Consider the following 23,868-nt stretch of genomic DNA (forward strand, 5'->3'; position numbering starts at 1 on the left):
GGGTGATGACGGGATCGAACCGCCGACCCCCTCCTTGTAAGGGAGGTGCTCTCCCAGCTGAGCTAATCACCCACTTCTCAATTTCTTGCTACACGGCGGAGACTACATAAAGTAGTTGGTGGGTGATGACGGGATCGAACCGCCGACCCCCTCCTTGTAAGGGAGGTGCTCTCCCAGCTGAGCTAATCACCCCCGCTGTGTGGAGTCGCATTATAGGGAGAGTTGAAAATGAGTCAACGCCTTTTCTAAATAATTTGTTCGTTCGTCGTAAAATTAGACAAAACGATCGCAAAATGGTCCGCGCCGCATGATTTATAAACAAAAATGGCAAAGCGTGATGTTCCAACCGGATCAACATTGAGGAATCAGGCCACAGTGATAGAATACCAGCCTACTGATCTTTCCAGGATTTGCCGGTTGTCGGCATCTTTATAAACGTAAGGCCATTTCATGAAAACTAAAACTCGCTTCGCGCCAAGCCCGACAGGATATCTGCACGTCGGCGGTGCGCGTACTGCTCTTTATTCCTGGCTTTTTGCACGTAATCACGGCGGTGAGTTTGTGCTGCGTATTGAAGACACCGATCTCGAACGTTCCACGCCGGAAGCTATTGAAGCCATTATGGATGGTATGAACTGGCTGAGCCTGGAATGGGACGAGGGTCCGTACTACCAGACGAAACGCTTTGATCGCTATAACGCGGTGATTGATGAAATGCTCGAAGCAGGGACCGCATATAAATGCTACTGCTCAAAAGAGCGTCTGGAAGCGTTGCGTGAAGAACAAATGGCGAAAGGCGAGAAGCCACGTTACGACGGCCGCTGCCGTCATGGTCATGAACATCATGCGGAAGATGAACCCTGCGTGGTGCGTTTTGCCAACCCGCAGGATGGTTCCGTTATTTTTGACGATCAGATCCGTGGCCCGATCGAATTCAGCAACCAGGAGCTGGACGATCTCATTATTCGCCGCACTGACGGCTCTCCGACCTACAACTTCTGTGTGGTTGTTGATGACTGGGATATGGAGATCACCCACGTTATCCGTGGTGAAGACCATATCAACAACACCCCGCGTCAGATCAACATCCTGAAAGCGCTGAATGCGCCGGTGCCGGTTTATGCACATGTGTCCATGATCAACGGTGATGACGGTAAAAAGCTCTCCAAACGTCATGGCGCGGTAAGCGTGATGCAATACCGTGATGACGGTTATCTGCCGGAAGCGTTGCTGAACTATCTGGTTCGTCTGGGCTGGTCCAGCGGTGACCAGGAGATCTTTACCCGCGAAGAGATGATCAAACTCTTTTCTCTGGGGGCGGTGAGCAAGTCAGCCAGTGCGTTCAATACTGAAAAACTGCAATGGCTGAACCATCACTACATTAATTCTCTGGCGCCAGAATATGTGGCGACTCACCTGCAATGGCACATTGAGCAGGAAAACATCGACACCCGCGTTGGCCCGCAACTGGCTGAACTGGTGAAATTACTGGGTGAACGTTGTAAGACCCTTAAAGAGATGGCGCAAAGCTGCCGTTACTTCTACGAAGATTTCGCTGAGTTTGATGCTGATGCAGCGAAAAAACATTTGCGTCCGGTTGCGCGTCAGCCGCTGGAAGTGGTGCGTGACAAACTGGCCGCGATTGATACCTGGACTGCAGAAAATGTTCACCACGCGATTCAGGCGACTGCCGATGAGCTGGAAGTCGGTATGGGTAAAGTTGGGATGCCGCTGCGCGTTGCCGTCACTGGCGCGGGTCAGTCCCCAGGTCTGGACGTTACCGTTCATGCTATCGGGAAATCCCGTAGCATCGAACGTATCAACAAAGCGCTGGCGTTTATTGCTGAACGCGAAAATCGGCAGTAAGACAGGCGGATAAATAAAAAACGGCAGGAGCGTATCCTGCCGTTTTTTTTGGGATGTTACTTAGATTCATCAATATTCAGGCGAGCGAGAAAGCCGCGAATACCTTCACGTGACAGTAACTGCGCAAGTTTTTCTTGTTCTGTCGAGGACATGTTGTCCAACGCATCAACAATCTGTCGATAAGCATGACTATGAGCAAAATGTTCGTATTCCGCGAGGGGTTCTTCCATTTGATAAAACGAAGGGGTTTTACGAAAGGCAGGAATATTGAGGATAAACTCCCGTACACTGGCATCAATATGAATGAGTCTTGCCCGACCACCCTTAACACCGGGGAATTTTTCTGTTTTCCAGTTTTGTTCTCTGATCCAACGGTTAACAGTTTGTTTGGCCACGTTCAGGCACTCCGCCAGCTCTTCCGTAGTCATTTTGCTGCGTAATCTTTTCATATTATTTGCTATCGCGAATCCCTAAGCGTTGTAACAAACCGGTAATTCCTTCCCGCAAGAGCAATGACGTAAAGTTCTTCTGTTCCGAAGGCGTCATCTCTTTGGCGAGTGTGATGAGCAGAGTTTCAAGTGAAGTATCACCGGCCAGCGGAAAAGGTTCCGCCATACTTTCAGTTGAACGTTCGGCACTACGGATATATTCACGCACCTGTTCATTGACATGAACCAGACGTGCCTTGCCTCCCTGAACTCCGGGTTTTGGTGATGTCGCCCATCCTTCCTTGCGCACCCATTTATTGATGGTCTGTCGGCTATAACCGGTCAGATTCGCGAGTTCTTCTGGCGTCATCCGTTCCTTGAACATAAGATTCCCTGAATAGATGTGGGGTTAATTAGTGGTTCATTTTATAGCACCATTTTAGTAGAAACCGTGACGGGATTAACTACTGAATGCGAGTTGTTACGCAATGATCTTCATTTGCATGCTTTTTCAGCGATTGAGTTCTGCAGGGTCATTTTGCCGTTGACACGTGCGAAGGGAATTCATATGATGCCGCCCGTCAACTCGACAAGCTTTACGTAATGGGGCTATAGCTCAGCTGGGAGAGCGCTTGCATGGCATGCAAGAGGTCAGCGGTTCGATCCCGCTTAGCTCCACCAAATTCTATCCCAAGGAATTTGGTACGTAATGGCATCGTGGGGCTATAGCTCAGCTGGGAGAGCGCTTGCATGGCATGCAAGAGGTCAGCGGTTCGATCCCGCTTAGCTCCACCAAAATTCTAACCCTCGCTGAAAAGCGGGGGTTTTTTATATCTGCGTTATTCCTTTCTATTCCTTTCTATTTCATTCAGTTTAACCCTCCGTGATGTACCTCTACGCGATGCAATAGCTCGCAAAGCCTGGCGTTAAGCGGGTATCAGGTTGCTTCGTGCCGCGAATAAACTTATCATTTATGCGTCAACTTTATCGTTCTATGAGAGCATTAACGTAATGCCAGTGAAGCATAACATGTTAAAAAACATAAGAAAATTTTCTCTGGCTTTAGCGCTTACCGTTATTGCGATACAATTTTCCCGCTTGATTTCCCCGTTAGCCGTAGTTGATTCCAGCGCTATTTACTTAGCCTGGCTACCGCTGTGCGTTATTTATTCCGTACTGTTTCTCTTTGGCAGACACGGGATTGCGCCAGCCATTCTCGGCATGATGCTGACCAATCAGTGGAACTTCCACCTGCCGTTTGCACAGGCAGCGGTTCTGCTGTTTTGCCAGCTCTTTTTTGTGTTAGGGATGTGCGCGCTGGTGCGCTGGCAAATCGGCTCGCGTTGGCGCTATCGACTCCCTGACAAAAATATCTGGGTGAGGGTGTTCTGGCTGGGGTTTATTGCTCCCGTTGGGATCAAAGTTATGATGCACCTGGCAGGGCGTTATCTGGACTACCCGGTAGAGATTTCAACCTTTTTTGGTACTGCGACGGTTATTTACACCGTTGTCGACGTTTTAAGTTTGATTTCTGCCGCGCTGATTTTCACTTTATTTTTCTACTACCCCATGCGGATGATGGTGAATCCGCGTTATGCGCGCTTATTTTGGCGTAGGGAAGTCGTCTCCCGCATTTGCAAAAAGAATCGACTCTTTATCACGGGTTGGTTCATGGTGCTGTCGGCGTTGTTAGGGGTGATGTGTACGCCGTATCATGCTGACTATGTTGCAGGTTACCTTGTCCCTGTATTCTTCATTATTTTTACACTCGGTATTGGCAAGTTCAGCTATCCATTTTTGAATCTCAGTTGGGCTGTTTCAGCGCTTGCGTTACTGACGTACAACAAAAATTTCCTGCAAGGCGTGGTATCAGCCTATTCGCTGGCTTTTATTCTCTCCGTACTGATCTCATTCAGTATTTGTATGCTTTACATGGCGCGGATGTACCAGCGTGGAGAATGGCTTAATCGGCGCTGGCAGTTGCAGGCACTGACGGATCCGCTCACCCAATTACCCAACCTTCGAGCGCTGGAGAAATTCCTCGGTAACGAGTCCGGGCAGAGTGTGTGTTGCCTGCGCATGGAAAATCTGGAGTTTCTGAGCCGTCATTACGGCATGCTGATGCGCGTTCATTGCAAGAAGTCGATATTTCGCGCCATACAACCGCTGCTGATGGAAAAAGAGAGCGTATTTCAACTGCCGGGGAGCGAGTTGTTGTTAGTGCTGACAGGGCCGGAGACCGAAGCCAGATTGCAGCATATGGTCAACCTTCTCAACAGTCGAAAAATTCACTGGAATAATACCGGACTGGATATGGAGTATGGCGCTTCATGGGGGACGTTCGATGGTCGGCAAGAAACATTACAACCTATGCTCGGGCAACTGAGCTGGCTGGCGGAACAATCCTGCACGCACCAGCAGGTTCTGGCGCTGACGAACAGTCTTGAGGCCGCTTCCGGGCAGACGACCGAGCGGGTATTGCTGTTGCAAAAAATACGTAGCGCCCTGGAAAGCGACGATTTGGTTTTGTATGCACAACCGATTTATGACGCGCAAGGGAAGGGCTACCATGAGATTCTGGCGCGTCTGAGAAGTGATGACGGCCTGATGATGCCTGATCAGTTTATCCCCTTAATTACCCGGTTTAACCTCAGTGCGCGCTTCGACTTACAGGTGGTGGAGGCGGTGCTGAAATGGCTTTCTGCGCATCCTTCACAACAGAAGGGGGCGCGTTTTTCCGTCAATTTGATGCCGCTGACGTTGATGCAGAAAGAGATCTCTCGGCACATTATTCAACTGTTCAAACGTTATCAGATAGCGCCGGAAAGTGTGATTATTGAGATTACGGAAGAACAGGCTTTTTCTAACTCAGAGAGCAGCGTGCAGAACATTGAACATCTGCGTAAATTCGGCTTCAGAATAGCCATCGATGATTTTGGGACCGGGTACGCCAATTATGAACGCCTGAAACGGCTGAAAGCCGACATTATCAAGATCGACGGTGTCTTCGTGAAAGACATTGTGACTGATTCTCTGGATGCCATGATCGTCAAATCCATCACCGATATGGCAAAAGCAAAGTCTCTGAGCGTGGTGGCTGAGTTTGTCGAAACCCCGGAACAGCAGGCGCTTTTATTCAGTCTTGGCGTGAACCATCTGCAGGGTTACCTGATTGGGCGACCCAGTCCGCTGGCAGAATTGCAGGCATAAAAAAACCGGGGAGAAGCCCCCGGTTTTCAATGTTATCTCTAAGATTACAGAACCAGTGCAGCGATAGACGCTGACAGTACGCTGACCAGCGTAGAGCCATACACCAGCTTCAGACCAAAACGGGAAACCACGTTGCCTTGCTCTTCATTCAGGCCTTTGATTGCACCTGCGATGATACCGATAGAAGAGAAGTTAGCGAAGGAAACGAGGAAGACAGACAGAATACCTTCAGCGCGCGGAGAGAGCGTAGAGGCGATTTTCTGCAGATCCATCATCGCAACAAACTCGTTAGAAACCAGCTTGGTCGCCATAATACTGCCCACCTGTAGCGCTTCGTTCGCCGGAACACCCATTACCCAGGCAATCGGATAGAAGATGTAACCCAGAATGCCCTGGAAGGAGATACCCAGTACGGCAGCAAACAGTGCGTTCAGCGCGGCAATCAGAGCGATAAAACCAATCAGCATGGCGGCAACGATAATCGCAACTTTAAAACCAGCCAGAATGTATTCACCCAGCATTTCGAAGAAGCTTTGGCCTTCGTGCAGGTTGGACATCTGAATATCTTCTTCGCTGGCTTCGACGCGGTACGGGTTGATCAGAGACAGCACGATAAAGGTGCTGAACATGTTCAGAACCAGCGCAGCAACCACATATTTCGGGTCCAGCATGGTCATGTAAGCGCCGACGATAGACATGGAAACCGTGGACATCGCCGTGGCGGCCATGGTGTACATGCGGTTGCGCGACATTTTGCCAAGAATGTCTTTATAGGCAATAAAGTTCTCGGACTGGCCCAGAATCAGGGAGCTTACGGCGTTAAAGGATTCCAGTTTGCCCATACCGTTGACTTTGGACAGAAGGAAACCGATAGCACGGATAACGATCGGCAAGACGCGAATATGCTGAAGAATACCGATCAGCGCAGAAATAAAGACGATAGGGCAGAGGACTTTCAGGAAGAAGAACGCCAGACCTTTATCGTTCATGTTGCCGAAGACGAAGTTTGTCCCTTCATTGGCGAACCCGAGCAGTTTTTCAAACATCTCGGAGAAGCCTTTTACAAAGCCCAGACCGACGTTCGAGTTCAGGAAGAACCACGCCAGTAAGACTTCAATGACGAGTAACTGAATAACGTAACGAATACGAATTTTTTTACGGTCATGGCTTACCAGCAGCGCGAGCACTGCAACGACGGCGAGGGCCAGGACAAAATGAAGGACGCGGTCCATATTTGCTCCAAATATGAGGCAGGTTTAATTTCCGTGCACATTCTATGTAACAACACCAAAGAAAACGAGATCAAACACACACTATAATAAGGACCTGTGACGAGATTCAAAATTAGTGATCTGCAATACACTTCCGCTATGCTGAGTATGGAAGTGAAAAGTTATGTCATTGTGCTAATCTAATAACAATTATTAAACAATATACAACCCTATCCCAAGACTTCAACGATCCATCGTTCAACCCTATCAGAGAAATCAATTCTACCTGCTTCGATGCACTTGATAAGCATTCTCAATAAACATAACATGAAACATAGCAAAGGCTATGTTTCTGAGGCACAAGATGACAGACGATCGCGTTGAGAGTAGCAGTGGACGGGCAGCGCGCAAGTTGAGGCTCGCATTAATGGGACCTGCGTTCATCGCGGCTATCGGATATATCGATCCCGGTAACTTTGCGACCAACATTCAGGCCGGGGCCAGCTTTGGGTATCAATTGCTGTGGGTGGTCATCTGGGCCAACCTGATGGCGATGTTGATCCAGGTGCTGTCGGCCAAACTGGGTATTGCGACCAGTAAAAATCTCGCGGAACAGATTCGCGACCACTACCCGCGTCCTGTGGTCTGGTTCTACTGGGTTCAGGCCGAAATTATCGCCATGGCGACCGATCTGGCGGAGTTTATCGGTGCAGCCATCGGCTTTAAACTTATTCTTGGCATCTCGTTATTGCAGGGGGCGGTACTGACCGGTATTGCCACGTTTTTGATTCTGATGCTGCAACGCCGTGGGCAGAAACCGCTCGAGAAAGTCATTGGCGGATTACTGCTCTTTGTGGCGGCGGCTTACATTGTGGAGCTGATTTTCTCCCAGCCAAATCTGGCACAACTGAGCAAAGGGGTGATTATCCCGAGTTTACCCAACTCTGAAGCGGTCTTTCTGGCGGCCGGGGTTCTGGGGGCGACGATCATGCCGCACGTTATTTATCTGCACTCTTCGTTAACTCAGCACTTGCACGGTGGTTCGCGCCAGCAGCGCTATTCGGCAACCAAATGGGATGTGGCGATCGCGATGACAATCGCGGGGTTTGTGAACCTGGCGATGATGGCGACAGCCGCCGCGGCATTTCACTTTAGTGGCCACACCGGTATTGCCGATCTTGATCAAGCCTATTTAACGCTAGAGCCGCTGCTCAGCCATGCCGCCGCCACCGTTTTCGGCTTGAGTCTGGTGGCTGCGGGGCTCTCCTCCACCGTGGTGGGAACCCTGGCAGGGCAGGTCGTGATGCAAGGGTTTATTCGTTTTCATATTCCGCTTTGGGTACGCCGTACGGTCACGATGATGCCGTCGTTTATTGTGATTCTGATGGGGCTTGATCCGACGCGTATTCTGGTGATGAGCCAGGTATTGCTCAGTTTTGGTATTGCGCTGGCGCTGGTGCCTTTACTGATGTTCACCAGCGACCGTTCCCTGATGGGCGATTTGGTCAACACCTTGTGGGTAAAATATTTGGGATGGTTGATTGTCATACTGGTTGTCGCGCTGAACATCTGGCTGCTGGTCGGTACGGCTCTGGGATTGTAATAATCACCATCGGGCGCGCCGTGATCGTCGCAGCGAGAAAACATTCAGGCATAAACATCACCATTAAAAAAAGAGCCCGAAGGCTCTTTTTTTAATGGTGATGTTTTTTACCGTGACCGTGACCATGGCCATGACCCCGATGATCATCGCGATCGTTCCAGCCTTCACGGTATCCGCGTTCGTAAGCTTTGCGCTTATCCCAACCACGGTGATAACCATTATCATGTCGCCACCAGCGATTCTGGCGCCATTCGTAATTATGGTGCCAATAATCGCGGTCACGCCAGTATCCGCCGTCCCAGTAGTTACCGTAATTGTCGCGATCGCCAATTTGTAATTTTATTGATGGCAACAGGGTGATTTCGCCAGCGTTAACGGCCAGCGGTGCAAAAGCCAGTAAAGCTGCTGCCAGAATCAGTGACCTGAACATACTTTCTCTCCTTCCACGATCGAAGCCGTAACCGGCCTGTTAACGTAATATTACGAGGCAGTAAAGCCCCGTTTCATCGCCTTAACTCTTAAATCTCGTAGGAGAGCACTTTTTGTTAAAACTGTATTTATTTTGTACCATTCAGAATGGCGTCAATCTCTGCACATTCCCCAGTGGAGAAGTGGCGGTTTGCCAGCATTCCAATCGCATCCTCAATTTGCGCACATTTACTGGCGCCAATCAGTACAGAAGTCACGTTATCATTGCGTAGCACCCAGGCTAAGGCCATTTGCGAAAGTTTCTGTCCCCGTCGCGCGGCCAGCGCATTCAACTGGCGAACTTTATCCAGTTTTTCTGCGGTGATCTGCTCAGGATTCAGGAAACGGCTGGTGCTGGCCGCACGGGAATCAGCAGGAATACCATTGAGATAGCGGTCAGTTAACTGCCCCCCTGCCAGAGGTGAGAACGCGATACTCCCGACTCCTTTCTCCTGTAGCAACGCTAAAAGACCGTCTTCCACCCAGCGTTCGAACATCGAATATTTGGGTTGGTGGATCAGACAAGGCGTTCCCAGATCGTCGAGGATCTCAATAGCTTGCCGGGCAAGGTCTGCCGGATAATTTGAAAGTCCCACATACAGCGCTTTACCCTGACGCACGATATGATCCAGGGCCTTCATTGTCTCTGTGAGCGGTGTTTCGGGATCGGGACGGTGGTGGTAAAAAATATCGACATACTCAAGCCCCATGCGTTTCAGGCTTTGATCAAGGCTGGAGATCAAATATTTGCGTGAGCCCCAGTCACCGTAAGGTCCCTCCCACATGGTGTAACCCGCTTTGGTGGAAATAATGAGCTCGTCGCGCCAGGGTAAAAAATCTTCCTGGAGAATACGCCCAAAGTTGCGCTCTGCGGAGCCGGGAGGCGGACCGTAGTTGTTGGCCAGATCAAAATGGGTGATACCCAGGTCAAAGGCTCGCTGCAGGAGCGAGCGACTGTTTTCTAGCTGGGTGGTATCACCAAAATTGTGCCATAGCCCCAGTGAAATCGCGGGGAGCTTTAATCCGCTTTGACCGCAACGGCGGTATTCCATTGTCTGATAACGATTTTCATCAGCCTGATATGCCATTTTATTCCCCCTGTCAGTGACGTCATCGTTTAAGTGTATACGTTTACACTGAACCTGATTCAATGAGATTGAGCTGCGAAAACTGTAAATTTTGCTTTCCACCCCCAATCGCCGTGGCGTTTCTGGACAGCCATCACAGTTCTTTAATACTCAACAGTGAGGTTACCGTCAGAAGGATAGCTGTCATGAAAACCCTCTACTCAATAGCGGATTATCTGCTGGACAGACTGGCAGGTTGCGGTATCAACCATCTTTTTGGTGTACCGGGCGATTATAATTTGCAGTTTCTCGACCATGTTATTGAGCACCCCGAGGTACGTTGGGTCGGGTGTGCAAACGAACTGAACGCCGCCTATGCTGCCGATGGTTACGCCAGAGTAGCAGGGGCAGGGGCGTTGCTGACAACATTTGGCGTCGGTGAATTAAGCGCCATCAACGGTATTGCGGGAAGCTATGCAGAGTTTGTTCCCGTCTTGCATATTGTGGGGGCGCCTTGCCAAAGCGCACAGCGAAAGAGGGAGCTGATGCACCACACCCTTGGCGATGGCGATTTTCAGCACTTTTACCGTATGAGCCAGTCGGTAACGGTTGCCAGCGCCATACTGGATGAACAAAACGCCTGCCATGAAATTGACCGTGTGCTGCGTGAAATATTGACCGAGCGGCGACCCGGTTATCTGATGCTTCCCGCCGATGTGGCAAGATCGTCTGCGACTCCGTTCGCAAATGCGCTCACGGTAACGCCGTCAGAGCCAGACAACAGCGTTGTGGCGGCGTTTCGCTATCATGCCCGCCAGCGGTTGATGAACAGCCCACGGGTCGCATTGTTGGCCGATTTTCTGGCATTGCGTTTTGGCTTGCAGCCGGTGCTTCAACGCTGGATGGCGGAGACGCCCATGGCGCATGCCACCTTATTGATGGGAAAAGGGTTGTTTGATGAGCAGCATCCGCATTTCGTCGGCACCTACAGCGCCAGCGCCAGCAGTGAATATGTGCGTCAGGCGATAGAGGATGTCGATCTGACCCTTTGTGTCGGCACCCGATTCATTGACACGCTGACCGCCGGTTTTAGTCAGCAACTCCCGCAGGAACGCACGATTGACGTCCAGCCTCATGCCTCGCGAGTGGGCAATACCTGGTTCAGCGGCATTTCTATGGAACAAGCCGTCACCACATTACGAGAATTATGCATGGAGTTGTCTTTTTCTCCTCCTCCGGATCGTCCTCCTGTTGCGCGTACGCAGATCGAAAAGGGACCGCTAACGCAGGAAAATTTCTGGCATACGCTGCAGAAGTATCTGGTTCCCGGGGATATTGTGCTTGCCGATCAGGGCACCGCCGCGTTTGGCGCAGCCTCGCTCTCGCTCCCCGCCGGAGTGGACGTGCTGGTGCAGCCGCTTTGGGGATCGATTGGCTACTCGTTGCCTGCTGCATTTGGCGCACAAACAGCCGCGCCAGACCGTCGGGTGATCCTGATAACCGGAGATGGCGCGGCGCAACTGACCATTCAGGAACTGGGGTCAATGATGCGAAATGGACAGGCACCGATCGTTTTAGTGCTCAACAATGACGGGTACACCGTGGAACGCGCTATTCACGGGGAGAATCAGCGTTATAACGACATTGCGAACTGGAACTGGACTCAGGTGCCGCATGCGTTGAATGCGGAAGGTCAGGCTGAATGCTGGCGGGTGACGCAGGCCGTTCAACTGGACGAGGTGCTTGAACGTCTGAAATATCCGCAGCGGCTTTCGCTGATCGAAGTCGTGTTGCCGAAAGCCGATTTACCGGATCTGCTAAGGACGCTCACCCGCTCGCTGGAGGCGCATAATGGGGCTTAGTTATTCATCGTGACGATGGGCGATCATCATCGGTTTCCCTGCCAGCAGTAACCACGCCGGGAGCATCACGATACACAACAATGGCAGCAGGGTGGCGTTAGGGACGACGACTGCTGCCATAAACAGGCTCAGCCACCCGTCACGTGTGACCACCAGTACCAATCCAAGAATCGCGCAGGATACGGTGATTGCCGCCGGAACTGCCTCCACGTGAGCGTGCAACATTAGACCTAACGCCGCGCCCACAAACACCGCGGGAAATATCCGTCCACCGCGAAAACCGCTGGCGGCTGCAACAACCAGTGCCGCCAGTTTTATCACCGCGAGCATAAAAAAGTCAGAGGTGCCCAGAGTCTGACTAAAGGCCAGTTGCTGCATTTCGTCCAGACCTTTAAATAAGGTCAATGGGCCACCGATCACCCCCAGAATCCCCAGGATAAAGCCGCCAACGCCCAGCATCAGTACCGGGTTTTTCAGCCGATGAATCAGGCGGTGCAAGCGCGGCAAACACCAGACCGCCACCATCCCTGTCGCTATCGCAATGGCCGCCACGATCGCACCGCTGAGGATATCCACCAGTTGCATCTGCGTATAGTGGGCAATGGGTAAAGAAAAATGGGGGTGAAAAAACAGGCTGGTCGTGAGTGAGCCCGCGGCGGCAGCCATCATGGGAGCAAACAGGCGATCCCACAAGGGGATGTCGTTGGTGCCGTTCAGCGTTTGTGAAAATATCAGCGCGGCGGCAACCGGAGTGCCAAACAATGCCCCGATAGTGCCGGCAGATGCCAGAATGGTCCAGTCGAGGGCGCCAATTCGGGGGAACAGGCGAGCGCCGAGGGCAACGGCTAACGCGATATTCACGGCCATAATGGGATGTTCCGGGCCAAGGCTGACGCCGCCAGCCAGACCGAGGATCAGCGCCATCAGTAAACCGGGAAGTGCGCCTGGGTTTACCGGTGCGCTAATCAAAGGCTCTGTCGCTGGATCGGGCCCAGCATGGCCAGGACTGAAGCGGATCACGAGCCCGACCATAATCCCGGTCAGCGTCAGAATACCGACAATCCATAGTGATGAGTCGTGAGCCACGCCGAGACTGGCAGGCAGACGTTCCCACAGTATCTGCTGTAAAACGTTCGCGACTTTCATTACAGCGATTAATATCAGACTGGATACGATCCCGATAACCAGCGCGGGAACTGATAATAACAGCATGGTTCTGGCTCGCGGATGGAGCATGATTCATTCCTTGTACACGGGTATAAGCCATAGTTTGCACAACCTGCTGGCTGTCATCGCTGCAAATGGTGCTGAAACGATAAAGTAATTCTGTGACCCAGATCTATATTTTCAGGGCGCCCGCTTTCCAGGCGTTGTTGTTATGTCCTCGTGAATCTACAGTGTGGCAAAGAATCATTTTGACTTTAGCGGAGCAGTAGAAGAATGACAAAGTATGCCTTAGTAGGTGATGTCGGCGGCACCAACGCGCGACTTGCTCTGTGCGATATCGCCAGCGGAGAGATTTCGCAGGCGAAAACCTATTCGGGACTTGATTACCCGAGCCTGGAAGCCGTTGTGCGTGTCTATCTGGACGAGCATAGCGCCAGTGTGGAAGACGGATGTATCGCCATTGCCTGTCCGATCACCGGTGATTGGGTGGCGATGACCAACCATAGCTGGGCATTTTCTATTGCGGAAATGAAAAAGAATCTGGGGTTCAGCCACCTGGAGATCATCAATGATTTCACCGCCGTGTCGATGGCGATCCCAATGCTGAAAAAAGAGCATCTGATTCAGTTTGGTGGTGCGGAACCTGTTGAAGGTAAGCCCATCGCGGTGTATGGCGCGGGAACCGGCTTAGGTGTGGCGCATTTGGTGCATGTTGCTAAGCGTTGGGTCAGTCTGCCGGGCGAAGGTGGTCACGTTGACTTCGCACCGAACAGCGAAGAAGAGGGCATCATTCTGGAAGAACTGCGTGCCGAAATTGGTCACGTTTCGGCTGAGCGCGTGCTGTCAGGCCCGGGGCTTGTGAACTTGTATCGTGCCATTGTGAAATCAGATGGGCGTCTGCCCGAGAATTTACAACCGAAGGATGTCACTGAGCGTGCGCTGGCGGATACCTGCATTGATTGTCGTCGTGCGCTGTCGTTGTTTTGCGTCATCATGGGGCGCTTCGGTGGCAACCTGGCGTTAACGCTGGGAACCTTTGGTGGCGTCTATATTGCGGGCGGCATCGTGCCGCGCTTCCTGGAGTTCTTCAAAGCGTCGGGTTTCCGTGGCGGATTTGAAGATAAAGGCCGTTTTAAAGCCTATGTTCAGGACATTCCTGTCTATCTCATCGTCCATGACAACCCCGGTTTACTTGGCTCCGGCGCGCATCTGCGCCAGACGCTGGGGCATATTCTGTAACCGGAGTACCGGATGGTGTTTTCGACGCCATCCGGTAAACACGGCAAACCGAGCGGAATGCTTGCTTGTTCCTGTACTACAAATGCATTAACTGCCTGAACTCTTTCACTTTACTTCGACTGACCGGCACTTCAAATTCCAGATCTTTGAGCCGCAAAATGTAGGTGTTATTAAACCAGGGCTCAATCTCGCGAATTTTATTCAGATTCACGCAAAATGAGCGGTGGCAGCGGAAGAAGTGCGATGCCGGAAGTTTGCTGCAAAATTCGGTGATATTCATTGGCATGACATACGATTCCCGCCGCGTATAAACAAAGGTCATCTTTTCATGGGCTTCAGCGTAATAAATATCGTTGATCGGCGTGACGATAATTCGCTCATCTTTCACTAAGTTGATGGTGTCATTCTCACGCGTTACGAGGCTAGCGGGCGCTGTTCCGGGCGGCAGTTGCTGTTGTTGCCAGGCTGATTCCAGTTTTTGCAGCATGCCAACAATACGTGACTCCTGATAAGGTTTCAGAATGTAGTCAAATGCTTCCAGCTCGAACGCTTCCACCGCATGCTCCTTCCACGCAGTGATAAACACGATAAACGGTTTATGGGCGAACTGACTGATGTTTTGCGCCAACAAAACGCCATCCAGCGACGGAATATTAATATCCAGGAAGATGGCATCGACGCGGTTATGCTGAAGAAACTTCAGAACATCCAGACCATCGTCAAACGTACCGACAATCTCCATCTGGCTGTGTTCTTTTATCAGCCAGCTTAACTCTTGCTGGGCAAGGAACTCATCTTCAACAATGATGACTTTCACAACACATCTCCGAATTAAAGCAATAACGTTGCCGGCGCGGCGGCAGGGGAGTGCTGATTAGGCACATAGAACGCAATCTCTGTACCGGGCTCCAGGCGACGGATATGCAGCCCTTCACCATATAACAGCTTAACGCGGTGGTGGACATTGAGAAGGCCAATTTTATTCCCCGGCATTTCATTGGATTCCACCCGTTCGATAACTTTAGGATCAATTCCGTGACCGGTATCTCTGACGGCAATTCGTACGCGGTTACCGCATTCGGCGACGCTGATGGTGACCACGCCTTTCCCTTTGCAAGGCTGAATGCCGTGGACAATAGCGTTCTCGACCAGCGGTTGAATTAGCAGGCTGGGAATATAGCAGCTCACCTCTTCATCGATATCATAAATAACCGTCAACTTGTCGCCAAAGCGGGCCTGCTCAATGGCAATGTAATCTTTAATTTGATACAGCTCTTTCTTGATATCGATCTGCTCATCATCTTTCAATTCAATGTTATAGCGCAGGTAGCGCGATAAATTAAAAATGAGCTGGCGAGCGGTGTCCGGGTTTAAGCGGATTGAGGATGAAATTGCGTTCAGCGCGTTAAACAGGAAATGAGGATTTATTTTGCTCTGTAATGCCCGCAGTTCTGCCTTATTTGCCATTTCACGTAATTGTTCAGCGCGAGAAACTTCCAGTTGTGTCGAGATGATTTGCGACAGGCCAACCGCCATCTCCTGCAGTGAGGAGGTTATCTGGTGAGCGTGACAGTAATAAATTTTAAGCGTACCGGTGACGATGCCTTTCTCCCACAACGGGATCACCAGCATGGAGTGTATCTCTGGTGTCCGATGCGCCTCATCATTGTTTTTTATAATGATTTCGCCGTGATTTATCGCCTGCTGAGTCGTAGGGCTGACAAAATCATCGTTCTCGCGATAGTTGATTTCCCCAACACCAACATAGGCAAGCACATGCTGCGTATTGGTGATGGCGACTGCATCGGCGTGAATATCATGGCGAATGATTTCACAGACCTGGCGTAATGACTCGCTGTTGACATGACGAAACAGCGGCAGTGTTTTATTGGCAATATCCAGCGCCAGCTTGGCTTGTCGCGCGGCACTGGCTTCCTTTTCCCCTTCAACGCTTTGTACCAACAGCACAATAAAGCCGATGCACACGCTGCCGAGAATCATGGGAATACCGATCTTCGAGACAATATCCAGACCCAGTTCGGTTGTTGGCGCCCACACAATCACCAGGATCATGGTCAGCGTTTCACATAACACGCCGCCTAAAATACCCGCCCGCCAGTGCTGCGCTTTGGGGATCTTGCGATTAATCCATCCTGCGATGCAGCCTGCCAGAATGCTGGTGATAAAACACGGTATAGCGGTGACACCCCCGATATCAATGAGATAGCGATGGATACCTGCGATCACCCCTGTAATGATGCCTACCCACGGGCCAAACAAAATTCCGCCTGACATGACGGCAATAATGCGCACATTGACCAGCGAACCTTCGACGGGAACGCCGGACCAGGTGCTGAACAGCGCAAACATGGAAAAGATGGCGGTGACGGCGAGCAACTCTTTTGGGGAGTGTGCTGACTTGTGCAACAGTTCGCGGAACAGACGGATACGAATGAGGAAAAAAAGACAGAACAGCATCAGCGCTGCCCGATCGAATACCGCCAGCAGCATGTTGAATATTTCGTGCACGGGTGACTCTTGCGAAAGGATTAAACCCCTATGATAGGTAACCTGAGCCCACTTGACCAGCGTACCGGGAAGTCCACTCTAATGAGGAAAAACCATAATATTAAAAGGGGATTGATGTTCACCCAGTTAATTGACAGTAGATCACCCGGTAGTGAGAAATTTCGGTGTAATTATATTGATGTCAATATGTTAATTAAATGATGGTGATTTGCCGTTAAAGGTGTTTTTGATATTCAGGTTTTGTTGTTCATTGTTCCTCTTTTTAATGGCCAACATTATTTTCGTTTTTCCCTCGACAGACGGTTTTTTTTCAGGCTATTTTCTAAGCGTGCCACCTTTGTGGCAGCGTCGCTCGGACGGTCCGGGCGCTCACGTTAATCTGAGGATATTATGGCTGACTCTCGTCCTGAACGTCGCTTCACGCGTATTGATCGTCTCCCTCCCTATGTTTTCAACATTACTGCTGAGCTGAAAATGGCTGCGCGTCGGCGCGGCGAAGATATTATCGACTTCAGCATGGGGAACCCGGATGGCGCCACGCCTCCTCATATTGTCGAAAAACTGTGCACCGTGGCCCAGCGCCCGGATACGCATGGTTATTCGACCTCTCGAGGCATCCCGCGTTTACGTCGGGCGATTTCCCGCTGGTATCAGGAACGCTACGATGTGGAGATTGATCCGGAAACGGAAGCCATTGTGACCATTGGTTCGAAAGAGGGGTTGGCGCACCTGATGCTGGCGACGCTCGATCATGGCGACACGGTACTGGTACCGAATCCAAGCTATCCCATTCATATTTATGGCGCTGTCATTGCCGGAGCACAGGTACGTTCTGTACCGTTGGTAGAAGGTATTGATTTCTTTACTGAGCTGGAGCGTGCTATTCGTGAAAGCTACCCGAAACCGAAAATGATGATCCTCGGATTCCCCTCTAACCCAACCGCACAGTGCGTTGAACTCACATTTTTCGAGAAAGTGGTCGCGCTGGCAAAACGCTATGATGTGCTGGTGGTCCACGACCTGGCCTATGCCGATATTGTTTATGACGGCTGGAAAGCGCCGTCGATCATGCAGGTGCCAGGGGCGCGTGATGTGGCCGTTGAATTTTTTACCCTCTCGAAAAGCTACAATATGGCAGGCTGGCGCATTGGCTTTATGGTCGGAAACGCTACGCTGGTCAGCGCGCTGGCGCGCATTAAGAGCTATCACGACTACGGGACGTTTACGCCGTTACAGGTCGCTGCGATTGCGGCGCTGGAGGGAGACCAGCAGTGCGTGCGCGATATTGCTGAGCAGTATAAGCGTCGCCGCGATGTATTGGTGAAAGGGTTACATGAAGCGGGGTGGATGGTTGAGATGCCGAAAGCATCCATGTACGTGTGGGCAAAAATTCCCGAGCAGTATGCCGCAATGGGCTCGCTGGAATTTGCCAGAAAGTTGCTGAAGGACGCCAAAGTCTGTGTTTCGCCGGGAATTGGTTTTGGTGATTACGGGGATACTCATGTGCGTTTTGCGCTGATTGAAAACCGCGATCGTATTCGTCAGGCAGTCAGAGGCATCAAAGCCATGTTCCGTGCTGATGGCGTATTGCCAGGCGGTGCGAAATCTACGGCGGAAAGCGAAGAGTAGAAAAGCAAAACAGGAGCCTATGGGCTCCAGTTTATTCGCTGCATTTTTGTTTTTAGATCATCAGGGCAAAAGTACCGGCCCAAACGATGACCATAAATGAAATGCCCATAAAGAAATATTTCACGTTTCATCTCTCCGCGTACCTTCATGTACGCCTAAATGAACTTAAACTCACCTGATTATAGAGAGCTGGTGCCAGACCGAATGAAACTGAGAATGTTCCCCGTTTCGTCTGCGGCATCACCTCAGAATTCTGTGCTTCATTGCTCCAGACGGCGCTAATGTACGCCTAAAAATGAGGCGAAACAAGAGGCATTTTTTTATTTACTTTTAGTAACTTACAAGTGTCGGGATTCGACGACAGTTTAATTTCTGACGGTAATAAATGGTCAATTAGCGACGTGAGTTTTGATCGGATAACACCAGCTTTACCTTGCTGTAATTGTGGTTATTTTTACGCAAAAGCCACACTACATAGCGTGATGTCAGCGTGGTCTGGATGGCGGGGGTGAAGCATGGGCAAGGCAAAAAAAGAAAGGCCATACGGCCTTTCTTTCTAAATATAGAGGGAAGCTTCACCCTGCGGGCGGGTTTTAAACCGACGGTGGATCCAGAGATATTGTTCAGGTGCGCGCATGATCTCTCTTTCGATGATCTTGTTCATGTAGGCGGCAGCCTGGTGCTCTTCGGTTGGGTAACCTTCCATTTCAGGCGAGATAAACAGACGGTATCCTGAGTTATCGGTTTTTCTCACCATGGTGACGGTCAGCATGGCGGCACCTGACAGACGGGAAAGCACATACGTCCCGTTAGTGGTGGCAACATTTTTGACTGCAAAGAAGGGAGCAAATGAGCTGCCTTTACGTCCATAATCCTGGTCGGGCGCAAACCATACGGCTTCGCCTTTTTTCAGCGCACTGACAATGCCACGCAGATTGTTTCTGCCGATCATCGCTTTATTAGAGCGCATACGTCCGCGCGTCTGAATCCATTCCATTAACAGGTTATTATGCGGACGGTAGGTTGCCATCATCGGCTGGCAAAGTCCCATGACGCGACCGCCCAGCTCCAGAGACATAAAGTGAACGCCGACGACCATGACACCCTTGTTTTGCGCCTGAGCGCGCAGCAGGTTATCCATGCCTTCGACATCAAACCATTTGCGTACGCGTTTGTCAGGCCAGAACCAGGCCATGCCCGTTTCGAGCAGCGCCATGCCGAGAGAGTGAAAGTTCTCTGCAATCATGGTTTCTCTCTCTTCCGGCGATAATTTTGGGAAGCAGAGTTCAAGATTTTTACGGGCGATAGATTCGCGACGTTTTAAAAATGGGCGCGCCAGTTTGCCGGTTCGGGTCCCCAAAAAGCATAAAACGGGATAAGGCAATTGCACCAACAACCAGAGCACACCGACACCAAACCAGGTGAGCCAGTAGCGTGGATGCAGGAATGCGCGTGAAAATTTGCTTGTTGGGAACATAAGCACCTTCAATAGATACGGGAGGTTGTATCGCAGAAGATTTCTGGTCTGCAGCGGTACACTTTTACTTAGGCCATCATGTACGACAATGGTTCCTGTAAAGAGTGTAAAGCTGAGTCAGGACAAAACCACGAGGGGCATGAATGCTTGCCCATATAATATACCATTTTAGGATTAGAACCTGCTATAAAATCTTACACAAGAAACGTAAAGTTTTTTCGGGTTGTGAGAGGGGAAAGTGTTTAATTTTAATTCTATGTTTTAAATGCTTTTTGATACCGAAAAGCACGATGAGAGCAGGGGGCCAAATTGTGAGGCGAATGTTATACACGCGGTTCTTTTATAAGGTATAACTTAAAGTATAAACGGTAAGGAATGTAAAGCTATACGGGAAGCAGCACCGCCCACAGGAGGTAACGCTATGATCTATTTATTGATGTTTCTTGCGATAAGTATTGTAGCCGTAAGCGGTTATATTGGTCAGGTTTTAGGGACCGTTTCAGCCATTTCTTCTTTTATCGGAATGATTACGCTTGCAATCTTAATATACTACTTCACCTGGTGGTTGACCGGGGGAGCGGAAATGGTGACCGGCTTTTTTCTTTTTCTCTCTCCGGCCTGTGGGTTGATGATCCAATTAATGGTCGGGTACGACAGGCGATAAAAGCAGACGACCTCCTCCAGGTAAATAAAATTGAATAATAACCTAAGCTTATTCTAAACATTTTACTTATTTTCATGTGTTAAGTGCCAGCCTGGTCTGGCACTTAATTTGGATAAACCAGATGTAAAATAGCGTATTGTTCAGTTTTGCCGATTATTCCTCATTTTCCTAACGTCCCCCTGACCGACGGAAACGTTGGGTTTTCCGAAAGTAGCCGGGCTAAAGTGTGAGACATTTGCCGGAAAACAACGTGCCTTCGTTATCTTTGACGATCAGTTGATCACTGTTTTTCAACTGCTTCCATTCACCGGGCGTCAGATAGTGCAAATCCTGCAACTGCGTCATCGGGGCAAGGTACACCAACTGGCCGCTGGTTTTGTCGCGCATCCACAACGTTGCCTGCTTAAACGCTGACGGATCACTGTGCGCGCTGTATTGCACACGAATGCTGGACTGTCCGGGTTTACTTCCCTGGAATGCCAGCAGGACAAAACAATCCCGACACTCCGGGGACGACATCATCGCCAGATAACTTACGGGCTTTATTTGCTGCGTTACCGGCGTCAGCGTCATAAACATCAGTAGCGCCCCTGCAGCCAGCCACCCTGCATTACGCAGCCAGTGTTTTAACCCGCGCGACGATGCTCCTCTGTCCATTGACGCCTGTATATTGCGCCAGACGCGTGCCGGGGGATGTGCGACAGGGGGACTGCGAGCATCCAGGTGCTGCTGCCATTGTTCCACCGCCTCCCATAAAGAAGGATCCTGCTCCAGAAGGCTTTCAAATCGCCGTCTGGCAAGTGGAGACAGGACACCCAGCAGATATTGACTGGCGAGATGCTCGCGGATCTGCGGATGACGATAGCGGGAAGGGGTTATTGGCTGAGGCATTGTTTTAACTCGCTGAGACCCCGGCGGATCCAGGATTTGATCGTGCCCTGCGGCGCACTGAGATGGCTGGCAATTTCGGGGTGTGAAAAACCGTGATACCAGGCGAGGACGATGGCGCTGCGTTTCTCTGCTTCCAGTCGGGAAAGGCAGTCGGTGAGTCGACGCTCTTTCTCCTGTTGCGGCGGTGGCGCAATGAGGTCGTCTTCCTGACCCAACAGCGCTGTTTCACCGCGTCTACCGTGCTGTCGGATGTGGTCGATAGCCTGGTTTCGCATGACCTGGCACAGCCATGCCCAGGGGGCGTCAATCGGTGAACGGAGTTTACCGTGCCAGATTTTTATATAGCCCTCCTGGAGCAAATCAGCAGCTATCGCCCTGTCTCTCACGATAAGTAAAATGCGGGTATATAAATACCCGCTGGTGCGTTGATAAAGGGTGGTAAAGGCTTCTCTGTCCTGCAGCATGATCCGCGAAAAAAGTGTGCGGATCTCTTCCTTATCAATGTCCACGCAATGCCTTATTGAGTAATGGAGATGATATGCCACACGTTTTTGACGTTATCTCCGGTGGTGTCGCCTGGGGCGCGATCCTGTTTCCAGAGATAGAGTGGCATGTTGTTATAACGCAACTGCCGCTGACCGTCCCGGCGAGCGGTGGAACTGAATGGCGGCGTTAATTTTGCACTTGCCCCGACAATCACTGGCGGCCACTTTTCCGCGCAATCGTCATAGCAGGCCGGGTTGCCATTCTGATCTTTATCAAAGGTGTAAAGCGTCATGTTTTCGGCGTTCACCAGAACTCGGCCTGTTTTTGTCGAATATACCCGGACAGGCGTTTCGTCGGCGCGCGCTACCTGCCAGACATTTTTGACCCCTGCGCCAGTGGTATCGCCGGATTTCATATCTTTTGCCCAGCGATAGAGCGGTTTGCCGTTGAGTGCCCATTGTTGGGTGCCATCCGCTCGCTTGATGGCTTCAAGCCCATCGATCGCGGGTGACATTTTTTCTGTGACCCGCAGCGGCGGCCAGTTTTTGCTGCACTCCGCGTCGCAAACGGACATGCCGTTAGCGTCTTTATCAAAGGTATAGAGCGTCATGCTCTCTTTGTCGGTATACACCTTTCCAAGTGACGTATCATGTACGGCGATATCTGCGGCCTGCACGGCACAGGTGGTTCCTGCTAGCATCACACTCCAGATGAATTTGTTCATAGCTGTTTCCTGTTGATTGATTGTAGACGGAATTTTCTAACGGGTTATTGCATCCAGCCTTCATGAGCAAAAATTTTGCTCGCCTCGGGGGAGCTCAGGTAACGGACGAAATCCTGTGTCTGCGGGTCGGCATTTTTCGCGACGGCGATATTCATATCCCGATAGATCCGCCGCTCGGGTTCTATCTCGACCAGCGTGGCCTGATCGGGGTGGGCGAGAGGCCAGTCGCTCCAGGTTATCCAGGCATCGGCCTGGGGTTGCTGAAATGCCTTAAATGCCGCACCGCTGCCTTTCTCAAACGCAACAATTTTGCTGCGGATGTTTTTGATATCAGCAAGCTGGCCGGTACGCCCGGCAATATCCTCCCAGACCCCGGTTCCGGAGGTGTTGTAGACACCTGCACCTTCGGTGACCACGATGCCAACGTCTTTGTTCAGCAGATCGTTAATTCCCTTGATGCCTTTAGGATTTCCCGGTTTCACCGCGATCACTGAGCGCTGTAAATAGAGTGGCTGTACATCCTTACTTTGAATAAAGGCATACGTTTCCAGAAAAGCGGTCATCGACTGCTGGGAAGAGCCGAAAATGAGATCGGCATCGTGCTGCGCCTCTTTGCTCCATTTGTTTTCCGGCCCATAGATGACAGCAACGTTAACGCCTGATTGTTTCGACCAGGCGCTGGCGGCTTTTTGCAGCGCAGAGTGCGGACCGCCCGGTCCATAGACCTTTATGACGCCATCCTGAGGCTGGTGCTGAATGGAAGGATCGGTAAGCGGTGAGGCAGAAAAAGCCGTAAAACCGGGTAACAGCATTGAAAGGATCAGGTACTTATATTTCATGAGGACTCCAGTCGCGGTGTGGGTTTACTGGAGAGACGATGCAAAAGCCAAAATGGATGCACCCGGATCAGATTTTTTTGTCGGGTGTTTTCCCGCTTCCATATGAGATGGGCAAAAGACCCGTCAGGAGGCTCCCCGTTTATCTGACATGCGCAGTGTGGGTGTGTTTTGCATACCCCGAACCTTTACAAAGCCGCAGGCCTGGGGCATGTCTCGCCACAATGCGCAGCCGTAATTAAATAGTTGAATAAAATCATGCGGTAAAAATAGGCATTAAAAATGACGGGAGAGAATAATTGTGACTAATGAAAAATGCTAAATCATTAAACGATAGGCAATGATTGACGTAAAAAACTGTGTTTACTCTCGGTACTAATGCTTTCATCTTCACTATCAGGTTTCTGTTTTTAGATTGATGATGTTTTTTATCATGGTTCAGCGTTTAACTCTGCTTTTGTGTGTGTTGAGTATTTTGAGTGTAATGGTAATAATTTGAAACATTATGTGA

The 23,868-nt window shown here is 50.7% G+C and carries 22 protein-coding genes and 4 tRNA genes; 10 read left to right on the forward strand and 16 right to left on the reverse strand.

What is annotated here, in order from left to right; genetic code table 11:
• A tRNA-Val gene (locus AC07UY_RS14565) sits at positions 1-72 on the reverse strand.
• 44 nt (positions 73-116) lie between these two features.
• Positions 117-192, reverse strand: a tRNA-Val gene (locus tag AC07UY_RS14570).
• Positions 193-450: 258 nt separating this feature from the next.
• Between AC07UY_RS14570 and gltX the strand changes: the two genes are divergently transcribed.
• The gene (gene gltX, locus AC07UY_RS14575; RefSeq protein WP_494701445.1) at positions 451-1,866 is read left to right on the forward strand and encodes a glutamate--tRNA ligase; all 1,416 of its coding nucleotides are present in this window, start codon (positions 451-453) and stop codon (positions 1,864-1,866) included.
• A 56-nt stretch (positions 1,867-1,922) separates the two neighbouring features.
• Here gltX and AC07UY_RS14580 read toward each other — a convergent pair whose 3' ends face one another.
• Both AC07UY_RS14580 and AC07UY_RS14585 read right to left on the reverse strand, forming a co-directional pair.
• On the reverse strand, positions 1,923-2,315 hold the full coding sequence (locus AC07UY_RS14580) for a MerR family transcriptional regulator (protein ID WP_203360508.1): 393 nt from the start codon (positions 2,313-2,315) through the stop codon (positions 1,923-1,925).
• Position 2,316: 1 nt separating this feature from the next.
• Entirely contained in the window at positions 2,317-2,679 is a 363-nt protein-coding gene (locus tag AC07UY_RS14585) for a YfeC-like transcriptional regulator (protein ID WP_203360509.1), read from the reverse strand.
• A 220-nt stretch (positions 2,680-2,899) separates the two neighbouring features.
• On the opposite strand from AC07UY_RS14585, the gene AC07UY_RS14590 reads away from it, so the two are divergent.
• From AC07UY_RS14590 to AC07UY_RS14600, 3 genes are all read left to right on the forward strand, one after another.
• A tRNA-Ala gene (locus AC07UY_RS14590) sits at positions 2,900-2,975 on the forward strand.
• A 38-nt stretch (positions 2,976-3,013) separates the two neighbouring features.
• A tRNA-Ala gene (locus tag AC07UY_RS14595) sits at positions 3,014-3,089 on the forward strand.
• 216 nt (positions 3,090-3,305) lie between these two features.
• Positions 3,306-5,504, forward strand: a complete 2,199-nt coding sequence (locus tag AC07UY_RS14600; RefSeq protein ID WP_494701446.1) for a bifunctional diguanylate cyclase/phosphodiesterase — start codon at positions 3,306-3,308, stop codon at positions 5,502-5,504.
• 44 nt (positions 5,505-5,548) lie between these two features.
• Here AC07UY_RS14600 and nupC read toward each other — a convergent pair whose 3' ends face one another.
• A complete protein-coding gene (nupC, locus tag AC07UY_RS14605) occupies positions 5,549-6,736 on the reverse strand; it encodes a nucleoside permease NupC (RefSeq protein WP_203360511.1) in 1,188 nt (395 codons plus the stop codon).
• 306 nt (positions 6,737-7,042) lie between these two features.
• On the opposite strand from nupC, the gene AC07UY_RS14610 reads away from it, so the two are divergent.
• The gene (locus tag AC07UY_RS14610; RefSeq protein ID WP_456064466.1) at positions 7,043-7,099 is read left to right on the forward strand and encodes a hypothetical protein; all 57 of its coding nucleotides are present in this window, start codon (positions 7,043-7,045) and stop codon (positions 7,097-7,099) included.
• Positions 7,080-8,318: an Nramp family divalent metal transporter gene (locus AC07UY_RS14615; RefSeq protein WP_494701447.1), complete on the forward strand. Its 1,239-nt coding sequence runs from the start codon at positions 7,080-7,082 to the stop codon at positions 8,316-8,318. Before AC07UY_RS14610 ends, AC07UY_RS14615 begins: the two co-directional genes overlap by 20 nt.
• A gap of 91 nt (positions 8,319-8,409) precedes the next feature.
• Here AC07UY_RS14615 and ypeC read toward each other — a convergent pair whose 3' ends face one another.
• Together ypeC and mgrA are read right to left on the reverse strand one after the other, a co-directional pair.
• Positions 8,410-8,748 carry a DUF2502 domain-containing protein YpeC gene (ypeC, locus tag AC07UY_RS14620; protein ID WP_494701448.1) on the reverse strand — a complete coding sequence of 113 codons (339 nt, stop codon included), beginning with the start codon at positions 8,746-8,748 and terminating at the stop codon, positions 8,410-8,412.
• Between the two features lie 127 nt (positions 8,749-8,875).
• A complete protein-coding gene (mgrA, locus tag AC07UY_RS14625; protein ID WP_494701449.1) occupies positions 8,876-9,874 on the reverse strand; it encodes an L-glyceraldehyde 3-phosphate reductase in 999 nt (332 codons plus the stop codon).
• Between the two features lie 185 nt (positions 9,875-10,059).
• Here mgrA and AC07UY_RS14630 point away from each other — a divergent pair, with 185 nt between their 5' ends.
• Positions 10,060-11,715 carry an alpha-keto acid decarboxylase family protein gene (locus tag AC07UY_RS14630; RefSeq protein ID WP_494701450.1) on the forward strand — a complete coding sequence of 552 codons (1,656 nt, stop codon included), beginning with the start codon at positions 10,060-10,062 and terminating at the stop codon, positions 11,713-11,715.
• Here AC07UY_RS14630 and AC07UY_RS14635 read toward each other — a convergent pair whose 3' ends face one another.
• Positions 11,716-12,951, reverse strand: a complete 1,236-nt coding sequence (locus AC07UY_RS14635; protein ID WP_494701451.1) for an ion channel protein — start codon at positions 12,949-12,951, stop codon at positions 11,716-11,718.
• 204 nt (positions 12,952-13,155) lie between these two features.
• On the opposite strand from AC07UY_RS14635, the gene glk reads away from it, so the two are divergent.
• Positions 13,156-14,121 (forward strand): glucokinase, encoded by a 966-nt coding sequence (glk, locus tag AC07UY_RS14640; RefSeq protein ID WP_203360517.1) that lies wholly within the window; start codon positions 13,156-13,158, stop codon positions 14,119-14,121.
• A 76-nt stretch (positions 14,122-14,197) separates the two neighbouring features.
• On the opposite strand, the gene ypdB is transcribed toward glk, so the two are convergent.
• On the reverse strand, positions 14,198-14,938 hold the full coding sequence (gene ypdB / locus AC07UY_RS14645) for a two-component system response regulator YpdB (protein WP_203360518.1): 741 nt from the start codon (positions 14,936-14,938) through the stop codon (positions 14,198-14,200).
• Between the two features lie 14 nt (positions 14,939-14,952).
• The gene (gene ypdA / locus AC07UY_RS14650; RefSeq protein ID WP_192612961.1) at positions 14,953-16,650 is read right to left on the reverse strand and encodes a two-component system sensor histidine kinase YpdA; all 1,698 of its coding nucleotides are present in this window, start codon (positions 16,648-16,650) and stop codon (positions 14,953-14,955) included.
• Between the two features lie 390 nt (positions 16,651-17,040).
• Here ypdA and alaC point away from each other — a divergent pair, with 390 nt between their 5' ends.
• Positions 17,041-18,279 (forward strand): alanine transaminase, encoded by a 1,239-nt coding sequence (alaC, locus tag AC07UY_RS14655; RefSeq protein ID WP_494660950.1) that lies wholly within the window; start codon positions 17,041-17,043, stop codon positions 18,277-18,279.
• Between the two features lie 52 nt (positions 18,280-18,331).
• Here alaC and ypdK read toward each other — a convergent pair whose 3' ends face one another.
• Both ypdK and lpxP read right to left on the reverse strand, forming a co-directional pair.
• Positions 18,332-18,403, reverse strand: a complete 72-nt coding sequence (gene ypdK, locus AC07UY_RS14660) for a membrane protein YpdK (protein ID WP_010723117.1) — start codon at positions 18,401-18,403, stop codon at positions 18,332-18,334.
• 432 nt (positions 18,404-18,835) lie between these two features.
• Positions 18,836-19,756, reverse strand: a complete 921-nt coding sequence (gene lpxP, locus AC07UY_RS14665) for a kdo(2)-lipid IV(A) palmitoleoyltransferase (protein WP_203360521.1) — start codon at positions 19,754-19,756, stop codon at positions 18,836-18,838.
• Positions 19,757-20,177: 421 nt separating this feature from the next.
• On the opposite strand from lpxP, the gene AC07UY_RS14670 reads away from it, so the two are divergent.
• A complete protein-coding gene (locus AC07UY_RS14670; RefSeq protein WP_192612958.1) occupies positions 20,178-20,420 on the forward strand; it encodes a DUF2545 family protein in 243 nt (80 codons plus the stop codon).
• 219 nt (positions 20,421-20,639) lie between these two features.
• Here AC07UY_RS14670 and AC07UY_RS14675 read toward each other — a convergent pair whose 3' ends face one another.
• Genes AC07UY_RS14675 through AC07UY_RS14690 form a run of 4 tightly spaced genes read right to left on the reverse strand, consistent with a single transcriptional unit; the run spans position 20,640 to position 23,360 of the window.
• Positions 20,640-21,311, reverse strand: a complete 672-nt coding sequence (locus tag AC07UY_RS14675) for a hypothetical protein (protein ID WP_494660948.1) — start codon at positions 21,309-21,311, stop codon at positions 20,640-20,642.
• Positions 21,296-21,820, reverse strand: a complete 525-nt coding sequence (locus AC07UY_RS14680; RefSeq protein WP_301697915.1) for an RNA polymerase sigma factor — start codon at positions 21,818-21,820, stop codon at positions 21,296-21,298. The genes AC07UY_RS14675 and AC07UY_RS14680 overlap by 16 nt, the downstream gene beginning before the upstream one ends.
• An 8-nt stretch (positions 21,821-21,828) precedes the next feature.
• Positions 21,829-22,521, reverse strand: a complete 693-nt coding sequence (locus AC07UY_RS14685) for a hypothetical protein (protein ID WP_494701452.1) — start codon at positions 22,519-22,521, stop codon at positions 21,829-21,831.
• Positions 22,522-22,565: 44 nt separating this feature from the next.
• Complete coding sequence (locus AC07UY_RS14690) at positions 22,566-23,360, reverse strand: substrate-binding domain-containing protein (RefSeq protein ID WP_494660946.1); 795 nt, start codon at positions 23,358-23,360, stop codon at positions 22,566-22,568.
• Between the last annotated feature and the right edge of the window lie 508 nt (positions 23,361-23,868).

The organism is Citrobacter sp. GW821-FHT02E08 (assembly GCF_059421685.1).

Bases quoted from the DNA above. Each gene is read 5' to 3' on its own strand.
- ypeC (WP_494701448.1), bottom strand. From the start codon at position 8,748: ATGTTCAGGTCACTGATTCTGGCAGCAGCTTTACTGGCTTTTGCACCG.
- AC07UY_RS14635 (WP_494701451.1), bottom strand. From the start codon at position 12,951: ATGCTCCATCCGCGAGCCAGAACCATGCTGTTATTATCAGTTCCCGCG.
- AC07UY_RS14600 (WP_494701446.1), top strand. From the start codon at position 3,306: ATGCCAGTGAAGCATAACATGTTAAAAAACATAAGAAAATTTTCTCTG.
- AC07UY_RS14685 (WP_494701452.1), bottom strand. From the start codon at position 22,521: ATGAACAAATTCATCTGGAGTGTGATGCTAGCAGGAACCACCTGTGCC.
- AC07UY_RS14675 (WP_494660948.1), bottom strand. From the start codon at position 21,311: ATGCCTCAGCCAATAACCCCTTCCCGCTATCGTCATCCGCAGATCCGC.
- AC07UY_RS14690 (WP_494660946.1), bottom strand. From the start codon at position 23,360: ATGAAATATAAGTACCTGATCCTTTCAATGCTGTTACCCGGTTTTACG.
- mgrA (WP_494701449.1), bottom strand. From the start codon at position 9,874: ATGGCATATCAGGCTGATGAAAATCGTTATCAGACAATGGAATACCGC.
- AC07UY_RS14670 (WP_192612958.1), top strand. From the start codon at position 20,178: ATGATCTATTTATTGATGTTTCTTGCGATAAGTATTGTAGCCGTAAGC.
- alaC (WP_494660950.1), top strand. From the start codon at position 17,041: ATGGCTGACTCTCGTCCTGAACGTCGCTTCACGCGTATTGATCGTCTC.
- lpxP (WP_203360521.1), bottom strand. From the start codon at position 19,756: ATGTTCCCAACAAGCAAATTTTCACGCGCATTCCTGCATCCACGCTAC.
- AC07UY_RS14580 (WP_203360508.1), bottom strand. From the start codon at position 2,315: ATGAAAAGATTACGCAGCAAAATGACTACGGAAGAGCTGGCGGAGTGC.
- AC07UY_RS14630 (WP_494701450.1), top strand. From the start codon at position 10,060: ATGAAAACCCTCTACTCAATAGCGGATTATCTGCTGGACAGACTGGCA.
- AC07UY_RS14615 (WP_494701447.1), top strand. From the start codon at position 7,080: ATGACAGACGATCGCGTTGAGAGTAGCAGTGGACGGGCAGCGCGCAAG.
- AC07UY_RS14585 (WP_203360509.1), bottom strand. From the start codon at position 2,679: ATGTTCAAGGAACGGATGACGCCAGAAGAACTCGCGAATCTGACCGGT.
- gltX (WP_494701445.1), top strand. From the start codon at position 451: ATGAAAACTAAAACTCGCTTCGCGCCAAGCCCGACAGGATATCTGCAC.
- nupC (WP_203360511.1), bottom strand. From the start codon at position 6,736: ATGGACCGCGTCCTTCATTTTGTCCTGGCCCTCGCCGTCGTTGCAGTG.
- glk (WP_203360517.1), top strand. From the start codon at position 13,156: ATGACAAAGTATGCCTTAGTAGGTGATGTCGGCGGCACCAACGCGCGA.